20 protein-coding genes are annotated in these 21,078 nt (G+C 63.4%); 10 read left to right on the top strand and 10 right to left on the bottom strand.

What is annotated here, in order from left to right; translation table 11 throughout:
* Positions 1–8 precede the first annotated feature (8 nt).
* Positions 9–1,382 carry an L-serine ammonia-lyase gene (locus BMW66_RS11220; protein WP_093118487.1) on the bottom strand — a complete coding sequence of 458 codons (1,374 nt, stop codon included), beginning with the start codon at positions 1,380–1,382 and terminating at the stop codon, positions 9–11.
* On the bottom strand, positions 1,382–2,086 hold the full coding sequence (locus BMW66_RS11215; protein ID WP_093118485.1) for a glutathione S-transferase family protein: 705 nt from the start codon (positions 2,084–2,086) through the stop codon (positions 1,382–1,384). Before BMW66_RS11215 ends, BMW66_RS11220 begins: the two co-directional genes overlap by 1 nt.
* Positions 2,087–2,257: 171 nt before the next feature.
* Here BMW66_RS11215 and rpiA point away from each other — a divergent pair, with 171 nt between their 5' ends.
* From rpiA to BMW66_RS11185, 6 genes are all read left to right on the top strand, one after another.
* Positions 2,258–3,046 (top strand): ribose-5-phosphate isomerase RpiA, encoded by a 789-nt coding sequence (gene rpiA / locus BMW66_RS11210; protein ID WP_093118527.1) that lies wholly within the window; start codon positions 2,258–2,260, stop codon positions 3,044–3,046.
* Positions 3,047–3,055: 9 nt separating this feature from the next.
* Complete coding sequence (gene gor, locus BMW66_RS11205) at positions 3,056–4,411, top strand: glutathione-disulfide reductase (protein WP_093118483.1); 1,356 nt, start codon at positions 3,056–3,058, stop codon at positions 4,409–4,411.
* 65 nt (positions 4,412–4,476) lie between these two features.
* Positions 4,477–5,664, top strand: a complete 1,188-nt coding sequence (gene hflK, locus BMW66_RS11200; RefSeq protein ID WP_093118481.1) for an FtsH protease activity modulator HflK — start codon at positions 4,477–4,479, stop codon at positions 5,662–5,664.
* Between the two features lie 5 nt (positions 5,665–5,669).
* Entirely contained in the window at positions 5,670–6,554 is an 885-nt protein-coding gene (hflC, locus tag BMW66_RS11195) for a protease modulator HflC (protein ID WP_093118479.1), read from the top strand.
* Complete coding sequence (locus BMW66_RS11190) at positions 6,551–6,748, top strand: DUF2065 domain-containing protein (RefSeq protein ID WP_175483221.1); 198 nt, start codon at positions 6,551–6,553, stop codon at positions 6,746–6,748. The genes hflC and BMW66_RS11190 overlap by 4 nt, the downstream gene beginning before the upstream one ends.
* Before the next feature lie 242 nt (positions 6,749–6,990).
* Positions 6,991–8,454, top strand: a complete 1,464-nt coding sequence (locus tag BMW66_RS11185; protein ID WP_093118477.1) for a DegQ family serine endoprotease — start codon at positions 6,991–6,993, stop codon at positions 8,452–8,454.
* A gap of 84 nt (positions 8,455–8,538) precedes the next feature.
* Here the strand turns inward: BMW66_RS11185 and BMW66_RS11180 are convergent, their stop codons facing one another.
* Both BMW66_RS11180 and BMW66_RS11175 read right to left on the bottom strand, forming a co-directional pair.
* On the bottom strand, positions 8,539–9,279 hold the full coding sequence (locus BMW66_RS11180; protein WP_093118475.1) for a hypothetical protein: 741 nt from the start codon (positions 9,277–9,279) through the stop codon (positions 8,539–8,541).
* Entirely contained in the window at positions 9,279–9,602 is a 324-nt protein-coding gene (locus BMW66_RS11175; RefSeq protein ID WP_093118473.1) for a 2Fe-2S iron-sulfur cluster-binding protein, read from the bottom strand. The genes BMW66_RS11180 and BMW66_RS11175 overlap by 1 nt, the downstream gene beginning before the upstream one ends.
* 192 nt (positions 9,603–9,794) lie before the next feature.
* Here BMW66_RS11175 and BMW66_RS11170 point away from each other — a divergent pair, with 192 nt between their 5' ends.
* Positions 9,795–10,331 carry a peptidoglycan-binding domain-containing protein gene (locus tag BMW66_RS11170; RefSeq protein ID WP_245729458.1) on the top strand — a complete coding sequence of 179 codons (537 nt, stop codon included), beginning with the start codon at positions 9,795–9,797 and terminating at the stop codon, positions 10,329–10,331.
* A gap of 32 nt (positions 10,332–10,363) precedes the next feature.
* Here the strand turns inward: BMW66_RS11170 and BMW66_RS11165 are convergent, their stop codons facing one another.
* Complete coding sequence (locus BMW66_RS11165) at positions 10,364–11,158, bottom strand: HTD2 family dehydratase (protein WP_093118471.1); 795 nt, start codon at positions 11,156–11,158, stop codon at positions 10,364–10,366.
* Between the two features lie 302 nt (positions 11,159–11,460).
* On the opposite strand from BMW66_RS11165, the gene BMW66_RS11160 reads away from it, so the two are divergent.
* Complete coding sequence (locus BMW66_RS11160; RefSeq protein WP_093118469.1) at positions 11,461–12,408, top strand: stealth conserved region 3 domain-containing protein; 948 nt, start codon at positions 11,461–11,463, stop codon at positions 12,406–12,408.
* A gap of 19 nt (positions 12,409–12,427) precedes the next feature.
* Here BMW66_RS11160 and BMW66_RS20020 read toward each other — a convergent pair whose 3' ends face one another.
* Positions 12,428–13,546 (bottom strand): glycosyltransferase family 4 protein, encoded by a 1,119-nt coding sequence (locus BMW66_RS20020; RefSeq protein ID WP_139196156.1) that lies wholly within the window; start codon positions 13,544–13,546, stop codon positions 12,428–12,430.
* Positions 13,543–14,220: a CDP-alcohol phosphatidyltransferase family protein gene (locus BMW66_RS20015; RefSeq protein WP_175483220.1), complete on the bottom strand. Its 678-nt coding sequence runs from the start codon at positions 14,218–14,220 to the stop codon at positions 13,543–13,545. Before BMW66_RS20015 ends, BMW66_RS20020 begins: the two co-directional genes overlap by 4 nt.
* A gap of 82 nt (positions 14,221–14,302) precedes the next feature.
* Here BMW66_RS20015 and BMW66_RS11150 point away from each other — a divergent pair, with 82 nt between their 5' ends.
* Positions 14,303–15,055 (top strand): phosphocholine cytidylyltransferase family protein, encoded by a 753-nt coding sequence (locus BMW66_RS11150; protein WP_175483219.1) that lies wholly within the window; start codon positions 14,303–14,305, stop codon positions 15,053–15,055.
* 169 nt (positions 15,056–15,224) lie between these two features.
* Here the strand turns inward: BMW66_RS11150 and BMW66_RS11145 are convergent, their stop codons facing one another.
* The gene (locus tag BMW66_RS11145; protein WP_093118463.1) at positions 15,225–15,752 is read right to left on the bottom strand and encodes a hypothetical protein; all 528 of its coding nucleotides are present in this window, start codon (positions 15,750–15,752) and stop codon (positions 15,225–15,227) included.
* Between the two features lie 85 nt (positions 15,753–15,837).
* Positions 15,838–17,514, bottom strand: coding sequence for an acyl-CoA dehydrogenase family protein (locus tag BMW66_RS11140; protein ID WP_093118461.1), 1,677 nt, complete (start codon positions 17,512–17,514; stop codon positions 15,838–15,840).
* 144 nt (positions 17,515–17,658) lie between these two features.
* Between BMW66_RS11140 and BMW66_RS11135 the strand changes: the two genes are divergently transcribed.
* Complete coding sequence (locus BMW66_RS11135) at positions 17,659–18,426, top strand: sulfite exporter TauE/SafE family protein (RefSeq protein WP_093118521.1); 768 nt, start codon at positions 17,659–17,661, stop codon at positions 18,424–18,426.
* A 16-nt stretch (positions 18,427–18,442) separates the two neighbouring features.
* Here BMW66_RS11135 and BMW66_RS11130 read toward each other — a convergent pair whose 3' ends face one another.
* Positions 18,443–21,013, bottom strand: a complete 2,571-nt coding sequence (locus BMW66_RS11130; RefSeq protein ID WP_093118459.1) for a hypothetical protein — start codon at positions 21,011–21,013, stop codon at positions 18,443–18,445.
* Positions 21,014–21,078: the final 65 nt, after the last annotated feature.

Genomic DNA, 21,078 nt, shown 5'->3' with positions numbered 1-21,078 from the left:
GTTGCCGATTAGCAATTCGGCACGTTGACCGCCAGACCGCCAAGCGATGTTTCCTTGTACTTCTCGCTCATGTCTGCCCCGGTCTGGCGCATGGTCTCTATGCAGGCATCGAGCGGCACAAGGTGTTGGCCGTCGCCGCGCAGGGCCAGCGACGCGGCTGAGACCGCCTTGATGGCACCCAATCCATTGCGCTCGATGCAGGGTACCTGCACCAATCCTTTCACGGGATCGCAGGTCATGCCGAGATGCTGTTCCAGCGCAATCTCGGCGGCGTTCTCCACCTGTTCGGGGGTGCCGCCCATCACCGCGCAGAACCCGGCGGCGGCCATTGCGGCGGCGGAGCCGACCTCGGCTTGGCAGCCAGCCTCTGCGCCCGAGATCGAGGCATTGTATTTCACCAGCCCGCCGATCGCCGCAGCTGTGAGCAGGAATTCGTCCACGCGGCTTGCGCTTGCACCGGGAACATGATCGAGCCAGTATCGGATCACCGCGGGCACAACGCCCGCCGCGCCATTGGTGGGGGCGGTGACAACCTGCCCGCCTGCGGCGTTTTCCTCATTCACCGCCATGGCGTAGGCGCTCATCCAGTCGTTTATCGTGTGCGGTGGGGACAAGTTCATTCCACGCTCGGCCATGAGCGCGTCATGGATACCCTTTGCGCGTCGTCGCACGCCAAGACCTCCAGGCAGGACTCCATCGCTCGACAAGCCGCGGTCGATGCAGTCGTTCATCACCTGCCATATGCGCACCACCCCGCTACGCAAACCTTCGGCACCGCCGCGTGCGATTTCGTTGGTGCGTTTCATTTCGGCGATGGATTTGCCCGAGGTTTCGGCCATTTGCAGCATCTCTGAGGCGGTCTTGAAGGGATAAGGAACGGGGGGGCCACGGTCCGTGTCCTTGCCCGCGGCCAGTTCCGCCTCTGTGAGCACGAAGCCACCGCCAACGGAAAAGAAGGTGTCCCGAAGGATCACGTCGCCCTGTGCGTCGGTCGCCATCAGGATCATACCGTTGGCGTGGCCGGGCAGGGCCGGGCCGAAATCAAAGCGCAGATCCTCACGCGGATTGAAGGCGAGTGGTGACAGACCCGGTGGTGTCACCGATTCGGTTTCCCGTATCGCCGCCAGCGCGGCCTCGGCCTTGTCGTGGTCATATGTGTCGGGACGAAATCCTGCCAATCCGAGAATCGTGGCGCGGTCGGTGGCATGGCCCACCCCGGTAAAGGCGAGCGAGCCGTGCAGGGAGCCCCTGACCCCGGCGAATTCGAAGGGGGCGGCGCGCATCATGTCGAGAAAGCGCCCTGCGGCGACCATAGGCCCCATCGTATGAGACGATGACGGCCCCACACCCACCTTGAACATGTCAAAAACCGACAGAAACATCAGGTGGCCGATCCTTCGGAGGGTTGCGGGAGATGCGGTGCGCTGAACGGCGTAGGGCCGAGCCCCTCTGCCTGCGCGACAGTGTACGCGGCGGCGTCTTTGTCGAGATGTTGTGCCAGCAAGTGCAGATGTGGAGTGCGGGCAATGTCGAACCATGCGGTATTCATCACCGGGTAGATCGCCATCCAACGCAAACAGGCACCGACATAGTAATCCATCAGGCCAGGGTGAGGGCCATTAAACCAGCCCGGTCCTCGTGCCGCCAGCTCGTCGAGCAGATCGAGCGCGCGCACAAGATTGGCACGAACCTGCTGCCGTAGCGCCGATTGCGTCGTGTGCTCCTCGCCCACATACTGCCGAGGGTAAAATGTCATGCGCAGTTCGGTATGCAGCGTATTCGACACGTAAAAGAGCCACTTGAGAAATTGCGCGCGTTCCGGCGCCTCCGGTGCAGGGGCGAGAGCCCCGTGGGTGTCGGCCAGCCATAATAGGATTGCCCCGGTCTCGAAGATCGCGCCGCGCGGGGTTTCAAGAGTCGGAATAAGCCCGGTCGGTGTAATTGCAAGATAGTTCGCGCTGCGCTGAGCCTGGGTCGAGCGGTCCACCAATACGGTTTCATAAGGCTGCCCTAGTGCTTCGAGCGCCATGCGCACGATGATCGAGGCGTTGTCGGGGGCATAGTGCAATCTATAGCGTGTCTCCATTCCGCATGTGTATCCAATCCCGTCCTTCGTGTCCGCCCCCTTTGCGACACTTCCGATCGGAAACGCGCCGCACGCTTTGCCCGGGGAATGAAACGGTCGAATTCTTCCCTCGCGCCCCCGGTTCAGTTTCCTTATAACCACCGGGAATGCATGTTCCTGGGAGTCGCTGCCATGACCGGAGAATTGTCGCCCATAGACAAGGCGAAGTTCGTCGCTGCCAAGAAGGCGACGGACTTTGTCGAGGACGGAATGCGGGTGGGACTCGGCACCGGCTCCACCGCTGCTTGGCTGGTGCGCTGTCTCGGCGAGATGGTGCGCGAGGATGGCTTGCGAATAAAGGGTGTGCCGACCTCGACTCGCACCGCCGAACTGGCGCGTGAGGTCGGTATTGAGGTCATCAGCCTGGATGCCGCGAAATGGCTGGATGTAACGATTGACGGCGCGGATGAGTTTGACGGGGAACTCAATCTGATCAAGGGCGGCGGCGGTGCGCTTTTGCAGGAGAAAATCGTGGCCACCGCGAGTGACCAGATGGTCGTGATAGCCGATATTGGCAAGGAGGTTGAAACGCTTGGCGCTTTCCCCCTGCCGGTTGAGGTGGTGCCCTTTGGCTGGCAAACTTCGCAGGCGTTGATCGAGGAGACGCTTGTGGGAATGGATGTGCTTGGCCGCTCGTCCACGCTGCGGATGAATGGCGATGCACCGTTCATTACGGATGAGGGCAACCATATCCTCGACTTGCATTTGGGCCGTATCGGCAATCCGCGTCAGCTTGCCATGGTGCTGAACCAGATCCCGGGCGTTGTCGAGAACGGGCTTTTCATAGATATCTGCGATGCGGTTGTGATCGGATACGGCGATGGCAGGGTGGAAGTACGCGACATAAACGCGGGCACCGTCGAGGAGGCGACGCTCGACTTCGTGGAAACCGACAACCTGTTTACCGATTTGGCAGATTAGGGACACTTCATGAGCTTTGACTACGACTTGTTCGTTATAGGAGGCGGATCCGGTGGGGTGCGGGCGGCGCGTGTCGCGGCACAGGAAGGTGCGAAGGTCGCGTTGGCAGAGGAGGATCGCTACGGCGGCACCTGTGTGATCCGGGGCTGCGTGCCCAAGAAACTGATGGTCTTTGCGTCTGAGTATGCGGGCATGGTTGAAGATGCGCAGGCGTATGGCTGGACAGTACATGCGGGCGGATTTGACTGGGGCGCATTCAAGGGCAAGCTGCACACCGAGCTTGACCGGCTGGAAATGGTATATCGCAACCTTCTGAAAAACAGCAACGTGGAGACGTTTGACCAACGTGCAAAGCTAACGGATGCACATACCGTCGAACTGGACGACGGCTCCCGCAAGACCGCCAAACATATCCTGCTTGCAATGGGTGGCCGCCCGGTAAAGCCCGACATGCAGGGGGTTGAGCTTGCCATCACATCCAACGACATCTTTCACTTGGACGAGATGCCCAAATCCATCCTGATCGTGGGCGGTGGCTATATCGCCTGCGAATTCGCCGGCATCCTCAACGGTTTGGGCGTTGAAGTGACACAATTCTACCGCGGGGCACAGATACTGCGCGGCTTCGATGACGAAGCGCGCGGGCTGGTCTGCGAGGAGATGTGCCAGCGCGGTGTTGATGTGCATCTCGGCACCAATGTGCTTGAGATGCGCGAAGAGGACGGCGGCGTATGGGTCAAGGCAACCAACGGCACAGAGCGCGTGTTTGACAAGGTTTTGTTCGCAACCGGCCGCGCCCCCAACACCGAAAGCATGGGGTTGTCTGAGATCGGTGTGGAATTGGGGCGCAACGGTCAGGTGATCGTGGACGAATACTCACAAACCGCCGTGCCCTCGATCTATGCAATAGGCGATGTGACCGACCGCATGAACCTGACGCCGGTGGCAATTCGCGAGGGCATGGCCTTTGTGGAAACGGTGTTCAAGGGAAACCCGACGCCGGTGGATCACGACCTGATTCCCACAGCGATATTCACCCAGCCGGAAATGGGCACCGTAGGTCTTTCCGAGGAAGAAGCACGCGACCGCGAACCAATCGAGGTTTTTGCGACGTCTTTCAAACCGATGCAGCAAAGTTTCGCAGGACGGGCCGAGCGGGTTCTGATGAAGCTGGTGGTGAGCCAGTCCTCGCGCAAGGTTCTGGGTTGTCATATCGTCGCGCCGGGCGCGGGCGAGATGATCCAGCTTGCCGGAATCGCGGTGAAGATGGGTGCGACGAAAGAGGACTTTGACCGCACCGTCGCGGTGCATCCTACGATGTCGGAAGAAATCGTCACTATGAAAACGCCGGTGCGCACAGGTTGATTTCAATCTCGTGCCACACAAGTTAGTATGATGCGCAAGACGTATGTGAGAAGGGAAAGACCTTAATGGCAGGCAACAATGGCGGCCCCTGGGGCGGCGGCGGCAATCGGGGTGGCAGAGGCGGCGACGACAATCGCGGCAATAACGGTGGCGGACGGCGCCCCGAGGATGATCGCCCCCAGATTCCCGATATCGACGAATTGATGAAGAAGGGTCAGGACCAGCTTCGTGTGCTTATGGGCGGACGCGGCGGTGGCTCTGGCGGCGGTGGTTCTGGCGGTGGAGGCGGCCCGCGTTTCACTCGCGGAACTATTGGTCTTGGCGTGGCGGCGGCGCTTGTCCTTTGGGGACTGGCGAGCGTTTACACGGTCAAGCCCGAGGAACAATCGGTCGAGCTGTTTCTTGGTTCATATTACAGCACCGGCCAGCCGGGTCTGAATTTCGCGCCGTGGCCCTTGGTGTCGGCCGAGGTCGTCAACGTCACCTCCGAACGGACCGAGGAAATCGGCCGTAGTGTCGGCGGGCGCGAAGAGGGCTTGATGCTGACCACCGATGCCAACATCGTTGACATCGAATTTCAGGTTGTCTGGAATGTTGCGGACCCAGCCAAGCTGCTGTTCAACATTCGCGATCCGCAGCTAACCGTGCAGGCCGCTGGCGAATCGGTGATGCGCGAAATCATCGCGGCCTCAAACCTAGCGCCGATCCTCAACCGGGACCGGGGTATCATCGCGGATACTGCATTCTCCGACATTCAGGCGACCATGGACGAATATGAAAGCGGCATTCGCATCGTGCGTGTGAACCTCGACACGGCTGACCCGCCGGAAGAAGTAATCGACTCGTTCCGCGAAGTGCAGGCCGCCGAACAGGAACGTGACAGATTGCAGCGTCAGGCGGATGCATATGCCAACCGGGTTCTGGCCGAATCGCGCGGTGAGGCGGCGCAGATCCTAGAAAACTCCGAAGGGTATCGTGCGCGTGTCGTCAACGAGGCCCGTGGTGATGCAAGCCGGTTCACGTCGGTTCTCGCCGAATATTCGAATGCACCGGAGGTAACGCGCAAGCGTCTTTATCTCGAAACGATGGAACAAGTGCTTGGCGATATCGACAAGACCATTCTGGACGAATCCATCGTTGGTGGCGAAGGAGGCAACAATGTGGTGCCCTACCTTCCGCTGAACGAGCTGCGTCGCAACAGCGGTGACACTATAAGTTCGAACAGCAACAGCTCCAATACGCAGGGGAACTGAATATTATGGGTAAACTTAAGATAATCATCCCGGCCGTAGTGGTGCTGCTGTTTCTCGGGCTGTCCTCGATCTTTGTCGTGGACGAGCGGGAGCGTGTGCTTGTGCTGCAATTCGGACAAATCAAGCAGGTCAAGTCGGAACCGGGCCTGTCGTTCAAGATCCCCTTCATCCAGGAGGTCGTGCGTTATGACGCGCGAATCCTGTCGCTAGATACCGAAACAATTGAGGTGACACCATCGGATGACCGCCGTCTCATCGTCGACGCCTTCACCCGCTATCGTATCCGCGACGTTGTGCAGTTTCGTCAGGCCGTCGGTGTCGGCGGGGTGCGCACTGCCGAAGATCGGTTGTCGTCAATCCTCAATGCGCAGATCCGAGAGGTGCTTGGTGCCGATCAGGTCACGTCGAACACGATCCTGTCCGAAGAGCGTCGCAATCTCATGACCCGTATCCGGGACAATGCACAGGCCAGCGCAGAAGGTCTCGGGCTTGAGGTTGTGGACGTGCGTCTGAAAAAGACTAACTTGCCCGATCAGAACCTTGAGGCCACATTCGCCCGGATGCGTGCCGAGCGTGACCGCGAAGCCGCCGACGAGATCGCACGCGGCAACGAAGCCGCGCAGCGTGTGCGCGCGCTCGCTGACCGGACAGTGACCGAGACGATCTCGGATGCCGAACGCGAGGCGCAAGTCGTCCGCGGCGAGGCCGACGCTGAGCGGAACCGGATCTATGCCGAAGCCTATGGTGCAGATACCGAGTTCTTCGCCTTCTACAGGTCGCTCGAAGCCTATCAGCGCGCACTCAGAGGAGGAAATTCGTCGATGGTTATGACGCCGGACAGCGAGTTCTTTGAATACCTGCGGTCGGGTGAGGCGCCGCAGACGCAATGATCGAAACGGCAATTCTCGCCATCGGGCTTGTGCTGATCGTGGAGGGGCTGGTGTATGCACTGGCCCCTTCCATCATTGATGATCTGCTTGCCGCCTTGCGGGCGATTCCCGAAGGCCAGCGCAGAGCGATGGGGCTTCTTGCCGTTGCCCTTGGTCTGGTGCTCACTTGGATCGCGAAAACTCTTGGTGCGTGAGCCGTTCGGCGTCGCAGTGTGGTTCTCTTCACGATTCACATTTTATTGCGCCGCGACGGGGTAGAGGTAAATCGATCTCATTCTTGTCCTTTTTGTCCGCATTACATGATCACGCTCGGATCACGCGCTCTTGACCTGGCGCGACATCGGTTGTGTTGTCGGAGATCAGCCTTACATTCATACGCAAATCGCAAGAGCGGCAGCGTGCCGCTCCGCAACAGTGCAGCAAAGGAGAATTGGGCGTGACATCCAAGGCAGTTTCAATCCAACATGATCACCAGTCACAGTTTCGAACGCTGTGGCTCACGGCACTGGCCTTCGTCTTTGTGCTCACGCAGGCGGTCGTCGCACAGGCCCGGCCCGAAAGCTTTGCCGATCTCGCCGAAGAGGTTAGCCCGGCGGTGGTCAATATCACCACGTCCACAACGGTCGCGGGGCGCACAGCGCCCGAGGGTATTGTGCCCGAGGGTTCCCCCTTCGAGGACTTCTTCCGCGAGTTCCAGGACCGGAACCGCGAAGGGAACCGTCCGCGCCGCACCTCGGCGCTTGGCTCGGGGTTTGTGATTTCCGAGGATGGGTTCGTGGTTACCAACAACCACGTGATCGACGGTGCCGATGAGATTCGGGTGGAGTTTTTCGAAGGAGAGGAAATGCCTGCGGAGGTGGTCGGAACCGACCCGACAACGGATATTGCGCTGCTGAAGGTGCAAAGCGATGAACCCTTGCCCTTTGTCGAATTCGGTGACAGCGAAACCGCCCGCGTGGGCGAATGGGTCATCGCGATGGGCAATCCGCTGGGACAAGGGTTCTCGGTCTCTGCCGGGATCGTTTCGGCGCGCGGGCGCGTACTTTCAGGAAGCTATGACGATTACATCCAGACCGATGCCGCGATCAATCGCGGCAATTCCGGCGGGCCGCTTTTTAACATGGATGGTGAGGTCGTGGGCGTGAATACCGCGATCCTGTCGCCGACCGGCGGCTCCATTGGGATCGGGTTTTCAATGGCGTCCAATGTTGTCAAACAGGTGGTGGATCAGCTTAAGCAATTTGGCGAAACGCGCCGCGGTTGGCTTGGAGTGCGCATTCAGGACATTACCGATGACATGGTCGAGGCGATTGATGGACTGGACAACACCCGCGGTGCGATGGTCACGGATGTCCCTGAAGGTCCCGCGCAAGACGCTGGCATGCAGTCCGGTGACGTGATCTTGTCCTTCGATGGAATCGAGGTTGACGATGTCCGAGCGTTGGTGCGCCAGGTCGGCAATACCGAGGTTGGTAAATCGGTGCGTGTGCTGGTGCTGCGCGATGGCAAGACCCAAACGCTCAAGGTGTCGCTCGGACGCCGCGAAGAGGCAGAGGGCTCCATGCCCGCCGCTCAACCGGACGTGCCGGACGAGCCGCAGCAAAAGGATATTATGGGTCTTCTGCTTTCGTCTCTGACCGATGAACTGCGTGAGCAGCTTTCCCTTCCCGCCGAGGCAGAAGGGCTGGTCGTGCGTGACGTCGATCAAGCCTCAAAGGCTTACGAAAAGGGGCTGAGGGCAGGCGATGTCATCACCGAGGCAAGCCAGCAGAAGCTGAGCCGTGTCTCGGATCTGGAGGACCGGATCGAAGAGGCGCGCGAAGCGGGACGTAAATCGATTCTGCTGCTGGTGCGTCGCAGCGGGGAGCCACGCTTTGTGGCGCTGTCGCTGGAAGAGTGATGATCGATCCACCAAACTTGCAATGGAGGGCGCCTCGAACGGGCGCCCTTTTTCATTGACGTTTCAACGGTCCCGGCGCAGCGATCAGTTCTCCTCGCAGTCGAGAACCTGCGCCACGCTCTGGCGCGCTTCATAGGGGGCGAGGCGTCGGGTTTCGATGCGGGTTCCGTCAAAACGGCTCGCCATGATGTGCGTCCAGTTGGCATCGACGGTGATCAGTTCAGGTCCCTCACCGCAATCGCGAATCCCGCCTGTGATGAAATCCTGCCCGATCCGATGATTTGTCAGGCCGGTGGCATCGGCCACCTGTTCGAGCGCGCCTCCCTGAAAGCGCCAGACACGCAGTGTTCGGGCGAGGTGCGGGCGATCCACGTAGGCGATTTCCACATGTCCGTCCCCGTCAAGATCCGCCGCTCCAATGGGCGCGAGCCATCGGTTGCGTTGTCCGATGAAAGGGGTCGCCGCGATCATTCCCTGCGCCCCGTAAAGTGCAAGCCGTGCCCCGTGCCGCAGATCGCTTTCGACGACCATCGCCGCCTTGCCTGTCTCTGCTCCCACATCCACGAGCTTGGGCTCGATATCCTCGAAGACTCGCGTTTCGGGCAAGGTTATGCGGATCGTTCCAAGACCGTTCCCGCCACAGATCGGGCGGCAAGTGTCGGTACGCATGGTCAGGCTGCCCCACTCGACCGCATCACCGAGAACGGCGTGGTCATAGCGGGTGGTTGGATCGCCGTATTCCGCTCCAATAATCGTCCCTTGCGCCGCGGCGCCGCCTGCCCAGAAGACCAGCGAGACCCCAAGCGCACGAAGGCCGATTGGCATCAGATCTGTTTTTCAGGCATCTGCACAATCAGCCCATCCAGTGCACTGGACACCTTCAACTGACACGTCAGGCGAGAGCGTTCGGTATCCGGTTCATAGGCGAAATCGAGCATGTCCTCTTCCATGTCGTCCTTGGGGGGCAGTTTCGCCACCCAGTCGGGATGCACGTAGACGTGGCAGGTCGAACAGGCACAAGCGCCGCCGCAATCGGCCTCGATCCCCGGAATATTGTTGTCCCGCGCGCCTTCCATGACGGTCAGCCCGTTCGCCACCTCTACCACATGTTCGGTTCCGTCGTGCTCGATATAGGTGATTTTCGCCATGTCGTTCGGGGCCCTTCCAAAGTCATTTGATCATTTCTAGCCATGCCATATAGTTCCCGCCACCCCGATTTGCGACCCCGTCCCGCATTCCGGGCAAAAATTCAAGCATGTTCAGGTATTGTTTGCAGCGGGTGCTTTCGCCCTGATGCCATACGGGCTAGAACATGAGCAAAACCAATCCGAGGCCCGAGCATGCTCCGCCCCCTGTTCCTGGTATTTGCCTTGGCGATCATGGCCGGTTGCACTCCGGAAGACGGGGTGTTTTCGAACCTGGGCGCCTACTCCGAGCCCTATGTGATCCACAGCGCGGAAAACGGACCCGAGGGCGCAGAGCCAGGCACCTGCTGGGGCAGGCATATCGCTCCAGCGGTGGTGGAAACCGTTTCAGAACAAGTGCTTGTCCAGCCGCCCGAGGTTCTGTCCGATGGCACCGTGCAGCAGCCGGCGATCTACAAGACCGAGACGCATCAGCGCATCACACGCGAGCGGGATGAGACATGGTTCGAGGCCCCATGTCAGAAGGTTCTGACGGCGGAGTTTGTCGCCTCTTTGCAACGGGCGCTGAAGGTGCGGGGGATTTATCGCGGGCCGATCAGCGGGGCGATGGATGCGGTGACCCGAGATGCGATCCGCCGCTATCAAAAACCACAGGGGCTCGACACCGGAGTACTGTCGATGCAAGCCGCGCGGGATCTGGGGTTGGTCGCGGTGCCGCGAGATCCCGAATAACGACCTGATTTCAATAAAGAACCACGCCCTGCCTATGGCGTCACCTTGGCCGTCATCACCTGCCGGCCATCGGGGCCACGGACCCACATGGCGCCATCGTCGCCCCGGCACAGCGTTGCGGTTTCATGGTGCAGAAGCGGTGTGAACGCGCGGAAAGAGAATGTTGCAAGGCTGCCCGTCCGGTCCTGCTCCATCAGCATCAGTAATTGCGCCAGAAGCGGACCGTGGACGATGAGCCCAGCGTAACCCTCTGTTTCACGGGCATAATCCAGATCATAGTGGATGCGGTGCCCGTTGAATGTCAGCGCCGAATAGCGAAACAGAAGGGTGCTGTCGAACGCGTGGTTTTCTGACTGAACTTCATCCGTGCGGGCCTTTGGCGGTCTGGGTGCGGATGTGCCGGGGGCGGGGTCTTCGCGGTAGACGAGATCCTGTTCTTCGGTCACTCGAAGACAGCCGCCCTGCGTGAACTCATGGCGCAATGTGACGAAGGCAAGTGGGCCTGTCCGGCCCGTCTTTCGCGTCGTTGACACAAGTGTCGTGCGCTTCTCCGCGGTCTCGCCCACACGCAGAGGAGCCTTGAAAACAAGGCGCCCGCCAGCCCACATCCGGCGTGGCAGCCCCGTGTCGGGGATGATCCCGCCGGGGCGGGGATGGCCGTCGCGGCCAAGCGCGGAGGGGGGCCGCGCATTCCAGAAATAGAGGTGATGGAAGAAGGGTGGGAGCAGATCGCCTGAACGAAGCTCGGCAGGTCGCTCCAGCGCGGTGAGAAGCGCATTGGCGCGGGCCGGGTCGAGTGGATCGGTCTGGCGGTCGGTTTCGGACATGGTCGGGAGCGTAGAAAGACCGTCATGGAGCGGCAAGCGGCAAATTCGGTCCCTTTGTGGCGAATCAGGGTTAACACGCTGAAATCACGCAAAAAGCCGTTTCGGTATTCCGTCGGTATAACGTCGGTATCGCGTCGGTATTGATGTCGGCGGGGCGCATTGCGGCGGCATGGTGAACGGTGCGAACGTTGCAACCGGGGTATCGAGGCCGGGAGGACGCCAGAGGGCGTTGCGAAGCCGACAAGCTGCTTGCACAGCCGCGCGCGGGGAAGGAGTATGCGGCGACGCGGAAGGGGCAGAGTATGACGGATCGCCGGATCGACGTGGTCTATACGTGGGTGGATGACACATTCGATGGCTATGCCGATACCCTGCGCCACTATGCCGGGGACGGGCATGATACCAACCCCAATCGCACCCGCGATAACCTCGATGTGCTGAAATATTCCCTGCGGTCGATCGAGACATTTCTGCCCCAGGTCAGGCGAGTCTATCTGCTGACGTGCCGACCGCAGGTTCCCCACTGGCTCAATCCCGAGGCGCCGGGTTTGCGCTTGGTGCATCATGACGAGGTCATGGCGCCGGAAATCCTGCCGACGTTCAATTCCTTCGCGATCATCAGCCACCTGCACCTTCTGCCCGGTCTGAGCGATGAATTCGTATATTTCGAGGATGACATGCTTTTGCTGCGTTCGGGGCTGATGGCGTCGCTGATGCGCGGGGAGCGGCCCCTGTCGCTGTTTCACCGGCGCCGGACCCGTCCGCTGGAGACGCTCGACCCGCAGCGGGATTCGCCGTGGAACCATGCGCTTGCGCGATCGGATGCGGCGCTGAGCCGGGTCTTCGGGCCGCGCCGGCGCAACCATGTCATCCACGGGCCCCAGCGTATTGACAGGGGCCGTTTCGCACAGATGACAGAGCGGTTCGCCGACGAGTTCGCGACCACCCGCGCGGCGCGGTTTCGCAGCACCGAGTGTATCGCGCCCGAATACCTCTATCCGCATTACGCCCATGAAAGCGGCGCCGCCGAGGCTGCGACACAGGGTGAGGTGCGCGCGGTCGAAGGCTATGTCTCGCTGGAGAATTTCACGCCATGGACATGGGCGCAGCTTCGGCGGCTCGGCTGGCGCAACCCGGTCAGCGCGACACTCAACGACAGCTTCGGGGACAAGCCAAATCCGCGGGTGGAGCGGATGGTCAAACGCTGGCTGGAGGAGCGTTTCCCCGCAAAGTCGCGTTTTGAGCGGTGAGACGTGAGGCCGGTATGAGTCAGCCGAGCGCGCGTTCGAATGCGCCAAGATAGGCCGGACCTTGCTGTACCACGTCGAACCGCAGCGCATGATTCTGTGCCCAGATGCCTAGCCGCTCGCGCAAGGCATCGTCTCTGGCCAGCGCGATGAGTTTCTCCGCCAGTGCGCTGGCATCGCCGGGCGGGGTCAGCAGTTCCTCGCCCTCGCCGGTCATCACGGTGGAAAACCCCTCGTTCGCGGCGGCCACGGGCAGGGCCCCGGCCGACATCGCCTCGATCAGCACCAGTCCGAAGCTTTCGCCATGCAATGCAGGGGCTGCGAAGACGTCCGCGCTGGCGATGAGGGCGCGGGCGGGGGTGTTGGCCGGAGCCGGGCGCAGGCTGAGTCCCGGCAGGTTCATTGACGCCACACGGTCCTTGATGGCGCCCTCGAGCGTGCCGCTTCCGGCGATGGTCAGCCGCGCGTCCGGCATGTTTTTCACGACCTCGGGCCATGCGTCCAGCAGGATCCGGACGCCCTTCCGCTCTTCCAGGCGGCCCATGTAAACGACGTGGAACGGCCCGGTCCGGGGCGGTTGCGCACGGCGCGCAGCGCGCCATGCCGACAGGTCGATCGCGGGCGGCAGGATCTGCGGCGCGGGCGAGAGACCGAGGGCGCGCCATTGATCCTGCGGAGCCTTGGATGGCACGATGATGGCATCCAGCCGGCGGTGAAAATATCGCGCGGCACGGCGCAGGAACCATGAAACCGGATCAAGGCCGCCGTCTCTTGGGAGGGTGGCGTGAAAGGTCGCCACCGACGGAAGCGACAGCCGGCGCCAAAGTTGCCAGGCGAGCATGGGTGTCCAGGGGGTGTGCAGATGCACCACGTCGGCCCCCCAGTCGCGCAGATCGGCAACGCAGGTGGTAAGCTCTGGCCGGCTGGCGCGCGACAACTCGAACGTGGTGCCGTGGATGGAGACCACCCGCGTCTTTCCCAGTTCAATCAAGCCCTTGTCAGTGCCGGGTGCGCCACCGGGCGGGGCCACGATCCGCACCTCATGGCCCTGCGCGCGCAGCCATTCGGAAAGATCGCGGATATTGCTTTGCACGCCGCCGGGGCGCGACATGGGATAGGGGCTGATCTGGACGATCTTCATCTGAACGCGTTGAAAAGAGCGTCGGCGATGTCGAGCGCGCTGTAGATCACAAGTCCGATCACCCAGATATGCAGGAGATTCGGGGCCAGTGCGGTGAAGGGGATCAGGCCGTAGAGGCCGGCTATGAAGCCGATGAGTGGATTGGGCGGCTTGGGGGAGCCGTCGTCGGGACGCTCGGCGGCCGCGTCGTTGCAGGTGCGCGCGTAGAGCCGCATCCACCCGGCGGTGGCGCCGAGCGCGGACCAAAGCCCCGCAGTGCCGAAGGTCCGGTCGGCGAGAAGCCCCAGAGAGACATAGAGCAGCCCCCAATGCGCCATATCCACAAGGAAATCGGCGCGCCCGCCGGTCGCGCTGATCTGACCGGAGGCGCGGGCCATGGTGCCGTCGGCGCAATCGGTGATCTGGAACGCCAGCGCCAGCGCGAAGACGGCGATTCCCGCGATGGAGAGCGGGAGCACCCCGGCCGTCAGCGGGAGGGCGAGGCTGAGGCCAAGGCCGATGAGCGTGACCGTCGTTGGCAAGAGCCCGAGACGCAGGAAAAGCCAGGCCAGCACCAGCCCCGGTGCGCGATAGAGCAGCACGATGGACCAATCGGTCGCCCATTCCCGACGCCGCTGTTCGGCGTCGAAACTGGCCAGCACGGCCCGAAACGACAGGCTATCGGATGCGGTCACGCCTACCCCCTTCTTGCAATGGATTGGTTCCTACCATAGGGTTGCGCGAATGCGCGAGCGGTTTGGGAGCGATAGCAGGCAAATGGCTGATTTCAATGCATTAATTATTGCCGCCGGGCGCGGTATGCGGATGGGCGCGCGCGGGCGCGAGCACCCCAAGGGGTTCCTTCAGATTGAAGGCCGCAGGATCATCGAGCGGTCCGTCGGGATGCTGCGCGCGCATGGCGTGGGACACATCCGGATCGTGACCGGACACCTTGCCGATCAGTATGAGGCGCTGTTTGCCGGGGTGGGGGATGTGGAGTGTCTGCATAACCCGCTTTACGCCGAAACGGGCAGCCTTCGGTCCATGCTGACGGGGCTGGAGGGGCTTGAGGGGCCGGTGGTGATCGTGGAGAGCGATCTGGTCTATGAGCGCCGCGCGCTGGCGCCGGTGACGCCGGGGGAGACGGTGCTTGTGATCTCGGGCGAGACAAAGGCCACCGATGAGCAATTCGTCTGGGTGCGCGACACGGGCGGGCCGATGCCGGCGTTCGAGGAAATGTCCAAGAATCGCCACGCAAGGCCGGAGCCGCATTTCGGGGAACACACTGGAATCACGGGATTTTCCGCAGAGATGGCAGAGCGGCTTCGACAGGTGGCGCGGCAGGTTCTGTCGGAAGATCCCAAGTCCGAATACGAGCCGTCGCTTGTCCGGCTGGCGCAGGAGGCGGATTTGCCCTGCTGCCTGATAGAAGACCTCGCCTGGGCGGAGATTGACGACGAGGCGATGTATGAACGCGCGCTGAAGACCGTCTGGCCCCGGATCGTGGAAAATGACGCGGTGTCGGCCTGATTGGGCGAATCAGGGTTAACGCGCTGAAATCGCTGAAAAACCACTTTCGGTATCACGTCGGTAAAACGTCGGTATTACGTCGGTATTGATTTCCGGATCGTGCCCGGCCGGGCCGTGGTGAAGCCCGCGCGCGTTGCGCGGACGGCCGGGGGGCGTGCGTTGCGGGGGCCTAGCCGTGGAGCGCCAGCACGAGGTCGATGAGCGTGGCCATCGCCTCTTCGCCGGTCTGTCCGTCGCGCGCCGAAAGGTCCGCCATGCCGATGCGCGCGGCATAGAGGATGCGGGCCAGTTCGGGGTTGGACAGGCCCAGTTCCGCCAGAAGGGCGGCGAGCATGGCCTGCCGGGCGGCGTCCACTTCGGCGAGCGTGCGCGACGCGCCGCGATGATCCAGCGCCCAGGCCCGGAGCGCCGGTTCCGCAGGCGCATCGAGCGCCGCCCGTCCCAGCCCGCGCAGCCGGGCGATGGCGGTCTCCCCCTCCTGCGCGAGGGCGGCGAAACGGGCGGTGGCGATGTCCGCCCAATGCGCCAGAAGGCGGGCGTGGAAATCGGGAAGATCCGCGAAATGCCAGTAGAAGGAGCCCTTGGTCGTGCCCAGCCCGCGCGCCAGCGATTCGGCGCGCAGCGCGGTCGGGCCGTCCACCTCCAGCGCGGTGAGACCGGCGGCAAGCCATGCCTCTGGGGTGAGTCGCTGTGTCATGGGCGTTGCCTACAGCGTTTCGGCCATTCGGTGAAGGGGGGCGCCATCGGTCCCCGTCGCTGGTGCGGGGGGATCAAAGGGGAGCTCAGCCCAGAAGGCGGCGGGCGATGACCTGCGCCTGAATCTCCGCCGCGCCCTCGAAGATATTGAGGATGCGGGCATCGCAGAGGATGCGCGAGATCGTGTATTCCAGCGCGAAGCCGTTGCCGCCATGAATTTGCAGGCCGTTGTCGGCGGCGGCCCATGCCACGCGCGCACCCAGAAGTTTTGCCATTCCCGCCTCAAGGTCGCAGCGCCGGTCATTGTCCTTTTCCCATGCGGAGAAATAGGTGAGCTGCCGGGCGATCATGATCTCCACCGCCATCATCGCCAGCTTGCCCGACACGCGGGGAAAGTCGATCAGCGGCTTGCCGAATTGCTTGCGGTCCTGCGCATATCGCATGGCGACATCGAGCGCGGCCTGCGCCACGCCCACGGCACGGGCGGCGGTCTGGATGCGGGCCGATTCGAAGGTCTGCATGAGCTGTTTGAAGCCCTTGCCCTCCTCCCCGCCCAGCAGGTTGTCGGCGGCGACCTTGAAGCCGTCGAAGCCCAGTTCGTATTCCTTCATACCGCGATAGCCGAGTACCTCTATCTCGCCGCCGCTCATGCCGGGGGTGGGAAAGGGGTCTTCGTCGGTGCCGGGAGTCTTTTCGGCCAGAAACATCGACAGGCCCCGGTGGTCGGTGCTTGACGGATCGGTGCGCGCCAGAAGCGTCATCACATGGGTGCGCGCGGCATGGGTGATCCATGTCTTGTTGCCGGTGATCTCGTAACCATCGTCGGTTTTCACCGCGCGGGTGCGCAGGCTGCCGAGGTCGGAGCCGGTATTGGGTTCGGTGAAGACGGCGGTGGGCAGGGTTTCCCCGCTGGCGATGCCGGGCAGCCACTGCGCCTTTTGCGCGTCGGTGCCGCCGCACAGGATCAGCTCGGCGGCAATCTCGGAGCGGGTGCCGAGTGAGCCGACGCCGATATAGCCGCGGCTGAGTTCCTCGGAGACGACGACCATCGATGCCTTGGACAGGCCGAGCCCGCCGTATTCCTCGGGGATGGTGAGGCCGAAAACGCCCATTTCCGCCAGTTCATCGATGATCTCCATCGGGATCAGCTCATCGCGCAGGTGCCAGCCGTGGGCGTGCGGGTCCACGCGGTCCACCGTGAAGCGGCGGAACTGTTCGCGGATCATCTCAAGCTCGTCTTCGAGGCCGGTGGCGCCGACGGTGATATTGGCCGACTGCTCCTGCATCAGCTCGACCAGCCGGGTGCGGGCGGCCTGCGAGTTGCCCGAAGCCGTCAGCGTGCGGATCTCGGGCGTGTCGAGTGTTTCGGTGGTCAGCCCCAGATCGTTCAGGCGCAGGATTTCGCCCTGGCTCATCGGGATGCCGCCGCAGATCTGCGCGAGGTATTCGCCAAAGGCGATCTGGTGAATGATCTGCTCGATCTCGGTGAATTTGCCATCCGCGCTGAGCCGTTCGGCCCATGCCTGCATCTGCGTGAGCGATTGGGCATAGGTGGCCAGCCACGCGAGGCCATGGGCGGCGGACTGGTTCGCCTCCATCAGGGGGGCGGAGACGCGGCCATCCTCGCTCAATTCCTCGCGCAGGCGGGCGGTCGCCTCGTCGGCGAGGGCCTTGACCGGGGCGAGCGCCGCGCCGGTCAGATCCAGCAGATCGGGGAGGAGAATGGGCGTTGTCATCGTCACGTCCTGTCCGTCATGGGGCATGAGTCATGTCCTTTCCTTGCTGCACCGTGACATAGTGTGTTTGCAAGTGCAGCACAACAAAAATACCGGAAATGAGTTCAAAACGGTCTTTTATTGCGTCGAAAATCGCTGGAAGCCCGGCTGCGCGCGGCCTATAGCAAGGGGATGAATGCTCTGACCGCCGGTCTGTCGCCGGAAATTGTTCTTGTCTGTCTGGGACTTGCCTTTCTGGCCGGGCTGGTCAAGGGCACGGTGGGCTTTGCCATGCCGATGATCCTGATTTCCGGGCTGAGCATGGTCATTCCGCCGCATCTGGCTCTGGCGGGGCTGATCCTGCCAACAGTAGTGTCCAACTGGCTTCAGGCGCTGCGGCAGGGATGGCGCGCGGCGTGGGACTCGGCCCGGTCGTTCCGGATGTTTCTGGTGATCGCGGGGGTGGCGCTGGCGATCTCGGCGCAGTTCGTCACGGTGCTGTCGCAGCAGGCGATGATGCTGGCCATCGGGATTCCGGTGGCGGTCTTCACGCTGATCCAGCTTTTCGGGGTGCGGTTGCACCTGCGCGCGCGGGACCGGCGGATCGAGGCCGGCGTGGCGGTCATCTCCGGCGCGATTGGCGGAATCGCCGGGACATGGGGGCCGCCGGTGGTGCTTTATCTTACGGCGCTGGACACCGAGAAGCGTATGCACCTGCGGGTGCAGGGGGTGATCTACGGGCTTGGCGGGCTGGCGCTTTTCGCCGCCCACATCGGCTCTGGCCTGCTGGATTCGCGCACAACGCCGTTTTCGTTGCTGCTGGTGGCACCGGCGCTGGCGGGGATGTGGCTGGGCGGGATGTTCGCCGACCGTATTCCGCAGGCCACGTTCCGGCGGCTGACGCTTCTGGTGCTGGTGGTCGCGGCGCTGAACCTGATCCGCCGAGGGATCATGGGCTAGGCCGGGCGGGCGCCGGTCAGCCCTTGGGCATTTTCAGAACGACGGCGCGCCCCGATTTCACATAGCGCAATTCGTCGTCGCCGATCGCGGCGACGCGGCCGCCGTCGATGCTGTCACCGACCTTCACCTTCTTGTAGCTGCCGCTTGACAGACGGATGAGGGCGCGGCGGTTCGAGGGGCTGCCATAGACGCCGATCAGGTTCAGCTTGCGCATGTTGATGGCGTCGCGCACCGTGGCCTGTCGCGCCACGGAGGCGGTGGTGGGAATGCTTGGCGCAACGGTCTGGCTGGCGGCGGGCGCGGCGGCGGCGGTCTGGGTCGCGGCGGGCGCGGCTCGGGCGGCCCGCACGATGGCGTCGATGTTGCCGGGGCGCGGGCGCGGCGTGAGCGAGCTGGCGATGGCCCGCTCAGTGGGTGTGGTGTCGACCTCCTGCGCGGCCTTGTCGGTCTCGGGACGGGGGCGGGGGCGCAGCGACGCCAGTTCGGAGCGTGTCATGCCCGAAAGCTGCGCGCGTTCGTTGTTTTCCACCAGACCGCCGGGCCGGATGCGCGGGCGCACGGCGGCGAGGCGGGCGACCAGTTCGGGCGACGCGACGGAGATCACTGCCGCGGCCCGTTCGGGATAGGCGGGGGGCAGGGCCGCGGGCTTGCCGCGATAGACGCGCACGCCATCGGGGGTCAGCGCGCCGTCGGGCGTGGCGCGGATCAGGCCACGCTCGTCATACTCGAAGGTCGTGCCGGGCGGCGGGGGGGACTGTATCCGGCCGGGCGCGATGTCGCTGCTGCGATCCGGCGCCTGGGGCAGCGCAAAGGCATCGAGCGCGCCGATCTCATCGTCGATGGAGGCGACATAAAGATCGTCGATCGGAACCGCCGTGGGGGTCGGGGATTGCTCGGGCGCCGCGGCCCAGATGCCCGTGGCGGCATAGCGCGCGTCGGGGTCCATCGGTGCGGAGGCGGGATCGGGCCGCTCCGGCGGGGCGGCGGCCTCTCTGGTGGCGGGGTCCGGCAGCGCATCCATGTCGGGGTCCTGCAAGGGCGTGTCGGAGGGCGAGAGCCGGGTCGAGTCCATCGCGGCGTCGTCATCGTTGAGCCCTTCGATCTCCGCGCTGTCGGGGAGCAGGTCAGGAAGGTTCGAGGCCGGCAAGAGGCCGGTGTCGACCATCCCGGCATCGGGGCCGGCCCCGGGATCGGTCTCGGGCGCGGTGTCGGTGTCGCTGGCGGCAATCTGCGGCGCCTCGCGGTTGCGGAAGATCCCGGCGATCCCGCCATCGAGGAAGATCGTCGCCCAGGCGGCCACACCGGCGAGAAAGAGCAAAAGCAGCACCGAGAGCACCAGCCCGAGATAGCGCGGTTTACCGCCGATCTTCTGTTGCTCGCGTGCGCCGAAGATGGTCATGCGCTCGCTTTCATCCGCCTTCGTGTCGCCCGAGTGCATGGGCGGCGGTGGCGGCGCGATCAGGGTGTCGGTCTTCGATGGCTTCTGCTTCGCGGCCGCGGCGGTCTTGGTCGCCTTGGATTTGGATTTTGGTTCGGTCTTCGGCTTGGGTTTGGGTTTGGGTTTCGGTTTGTCCGCCGGCTTGATCGCGGCGAGGCGGGCGCCGAGGCCCTTGCGGGGGCTTGCGGCGGCGGGTTTTTCGGGGTCTGCCTCGGTCGTCGCCTCTGCGCTGTCGTCCGATTTAGACTTGCGGAACCCGGCCACGATGGCGGCGGGATCGAAGCGCTGCCCGCCGGGATCGGCGGGGGGGCCTGCTGTCGCGGTTTCGCCGGTGCCGTCTTCGGGCACGGCGAGATCGGGCGCGGCGGGCCCGGCCGTGATGCGCGAGGCCCCGGCCAGTGGCGCGCGGGGCGAATCGGGCGGGGGCGTTCCGCGCTGCGCCCGAATCGACGTGAAGGCCGGAGCAGGCCCCTCTTCGGTCGGTGAAGGGGTGGGGTCGTCGCCTTCTGCCGCGGTGGTTGCCGGATCGTCGGGCGGGGCGGCAGGATCGCCGGTCTCTGAGGTGGTTCTGGGCGTTTCGGGCGCCGGGCTCGATGGAAGGGGGCCGTGGCCCGTGATGCGAACCGGCTCTGCCTCCGCCGCCGGGGTCCGGCCCTTGCCGAGTATGGCCTCCGCCCCCGTGGCGGTGCCAAGGAACGGTTCGGAGGGAAATCCGTCCTCGGGCGGAATGGAGGTGAAATAGAGACCGGCGAACCCGTGTTCGGTGGCGAAGTCATCGGCCTCTTGCAGAGTCTCGCGCGCCACGGCGGCCACCCATGTGGTGGCCCCGTCGGCGGCGATGTCGAAACTCAGATCCTCGACCGCGTAGGGCGTTGCCCCGTCAAGCGCCCTGGCCGCCGCGCCGCGCCGGGCGGCATCGTCAATCCGTCCGGTGTCGAGCGTGAGATAGCGGATCTGCGCATTGGGCAGGATGAGCTTGCAGGCGAGCGGAGCCTGCCCCGGTTCGGCCTCCTCGCGCAATGTGCGCAGCGCGGCGCCGGGATCGGGCGAATCGAGTGCCACCGTGCCGAGTTCATGCCAGCCGTCCTCAACCCGCCGCAGCAGGCCGATGCCCTCGAACGACAGGGATAAGGCGTAGATCGGTGTCATGTCACGGCTCTAGCACTGGCATGGCGCGGGAGGGAGTCCCGGGCGCCTTTCGCGGAGTTTACAGC

Origin of the sequence: Salinihabitans flavidus (assembly GCF_900110425.1) — a bacterium.
GTDB lineage: Bacteria > Pseudomonadota > Alphaproteobacteria > Rhodobacterales > Rhodobacteraceae > Salinihabitans > Salinihabitans flavidus.
Note: the sequence above shows the minus strand (reverse complement) of the source record. Positions and strands in the feature narration are given on the sequence as shown.

What these genes read in the sequence shown, in the direction of transcription:
- BMW66_RS11170 (WP_245729458.1), top strand. Translation starts at nt 9,795, where the DNA reads ATGCTCCGCCCCCTGTTCCTGGTATTTGCCTTGGCGATCATGGCCGGT.
- hflK (WP_093118481.1), top strand. Translation starts at nt 4,477, where the DNA reads ATGGCAGGCAACAATGGCGGCCCCTGGGGCGGCGGCGGCAATCGGGGT.
- BMW66_RS11190 (WP_175483221.1), top strand. Translation starts at nt 6,551, where the DNA reads ATGATCGAAACGGCAATTCTCGCCATCGGGCTTGTGCTGATCGTGGAG.
- BMW66_RS11140 (WP_093118461.1), bottom strand. Translation starts at nt 17,514, where the DNA reads ATGCCCCATGACGGACAGGACGTGACGATGACAACGCCCATTCTCCTC.
- BMW66_RS11145 (WP_093118463.1), bottom strand. Translation starts at nt 15,752, where the DNA reads ATGACACAGCGACTCACCCCAGAGGCATGGCTTGCCGCCGGTCTCACC.
- gor (WP_093118483.1), top strand. Translation starts at nt 3,056, where the DNA reads ATGAGCTTTGACTACGACTTGTTCGTTATAGGAGGCGGATCCGGTGGG.
- BMW66_RS11180 (WP_093118475.1), bottom strand. Translation starts at nt 9,279, where the DNA reads ATGCCAATCGGCCTTCGTGCGCTTGGGGTCTCGCTGGTCTTCTGGGCA.
- BMW66_RS11130 (WP_093118459.1), bottom strand. Translation starts at nt 21,013, where the DNA reads ATGACACCGATCTACGCCTTATCCCTGTCGTTCGAGGGCATCGGCCTG.
- BMW66_RS11160 (WP_093118469.1), top strand. Translation starts at nt 11,461, where the DNA reads ATGACGGATCGCCGGATCGACGTGGTCTATACGTGGGTGGATGACACA.
- hflC (WP_093118479.1), top strand. Translation starts at nt 5,670, where the DNA reads ATGGGTAAACTTAAGATAATCATCCCGGCCGTAGTGGTGCTGCTGTTT.
- BMW66_RS11175 (WP_093118473.1), bottom strand. Translation starts at nt 9,602, where the DNA reads ATGGCGAAAATCACCTATATCGAGCACGACGGAACCGAACATGTGGTA.
- rpiA (WP_093118527.1), top strand. Translation starts at nt 2,258, where the DNA reads ATGACCGGAGAATTGTCGCCCATAGACAAGGCGAAGTTCGTCGCTGCC.
- BMW66_RS11165 (WP_093118471.1), bottom strand. Translation starts at nt 11,158, where the DNA reads ATGTCCGAAACCGACCGCCAGACCGATCCACTCGACCCGGCCCGCGCC.
- BMW66_RS11135 (WP_093118521.1), top strand. Translation starts at nt 17,659, where the DNA reads ATGAATGCTCTGACCGCCGGTCTGTCGCCGGAAATTGTTCTTGTCTGT.
- BMW66_RS20020 (WP_139196156.1), bottom strand. Translation starts at nt 13,546, where the DNA reads ATGAAGATCGTCCAGATCAGCCCCTATCCCATGTCGCGCCCCGGCGGC.
- BMW66_RS11215 (WP_093118485.1), bottom strand. Translation starts at nt 2,086, where the DNA reads ATGGAGACACGCTATAGATTGCACTATGCCCCCGACAACGCCTCGATC.
- BMW66_RS11150 (WP_175483219.1), top strand. Translation starts at nt 14,303, where the DNA reads ATGGCTGATTTCAATGCATTAATTATTGCCGCCGGGCGCGGTATGCGG.
- BMW66_RS11220 (WP_093118487.1), bottom strand. Translation starts at nt 1,382, where the DNA reads ATGTTTCTGTCGGTTTTTGACATGTTCAAGGTGGGTGTGGGGCCGTCA.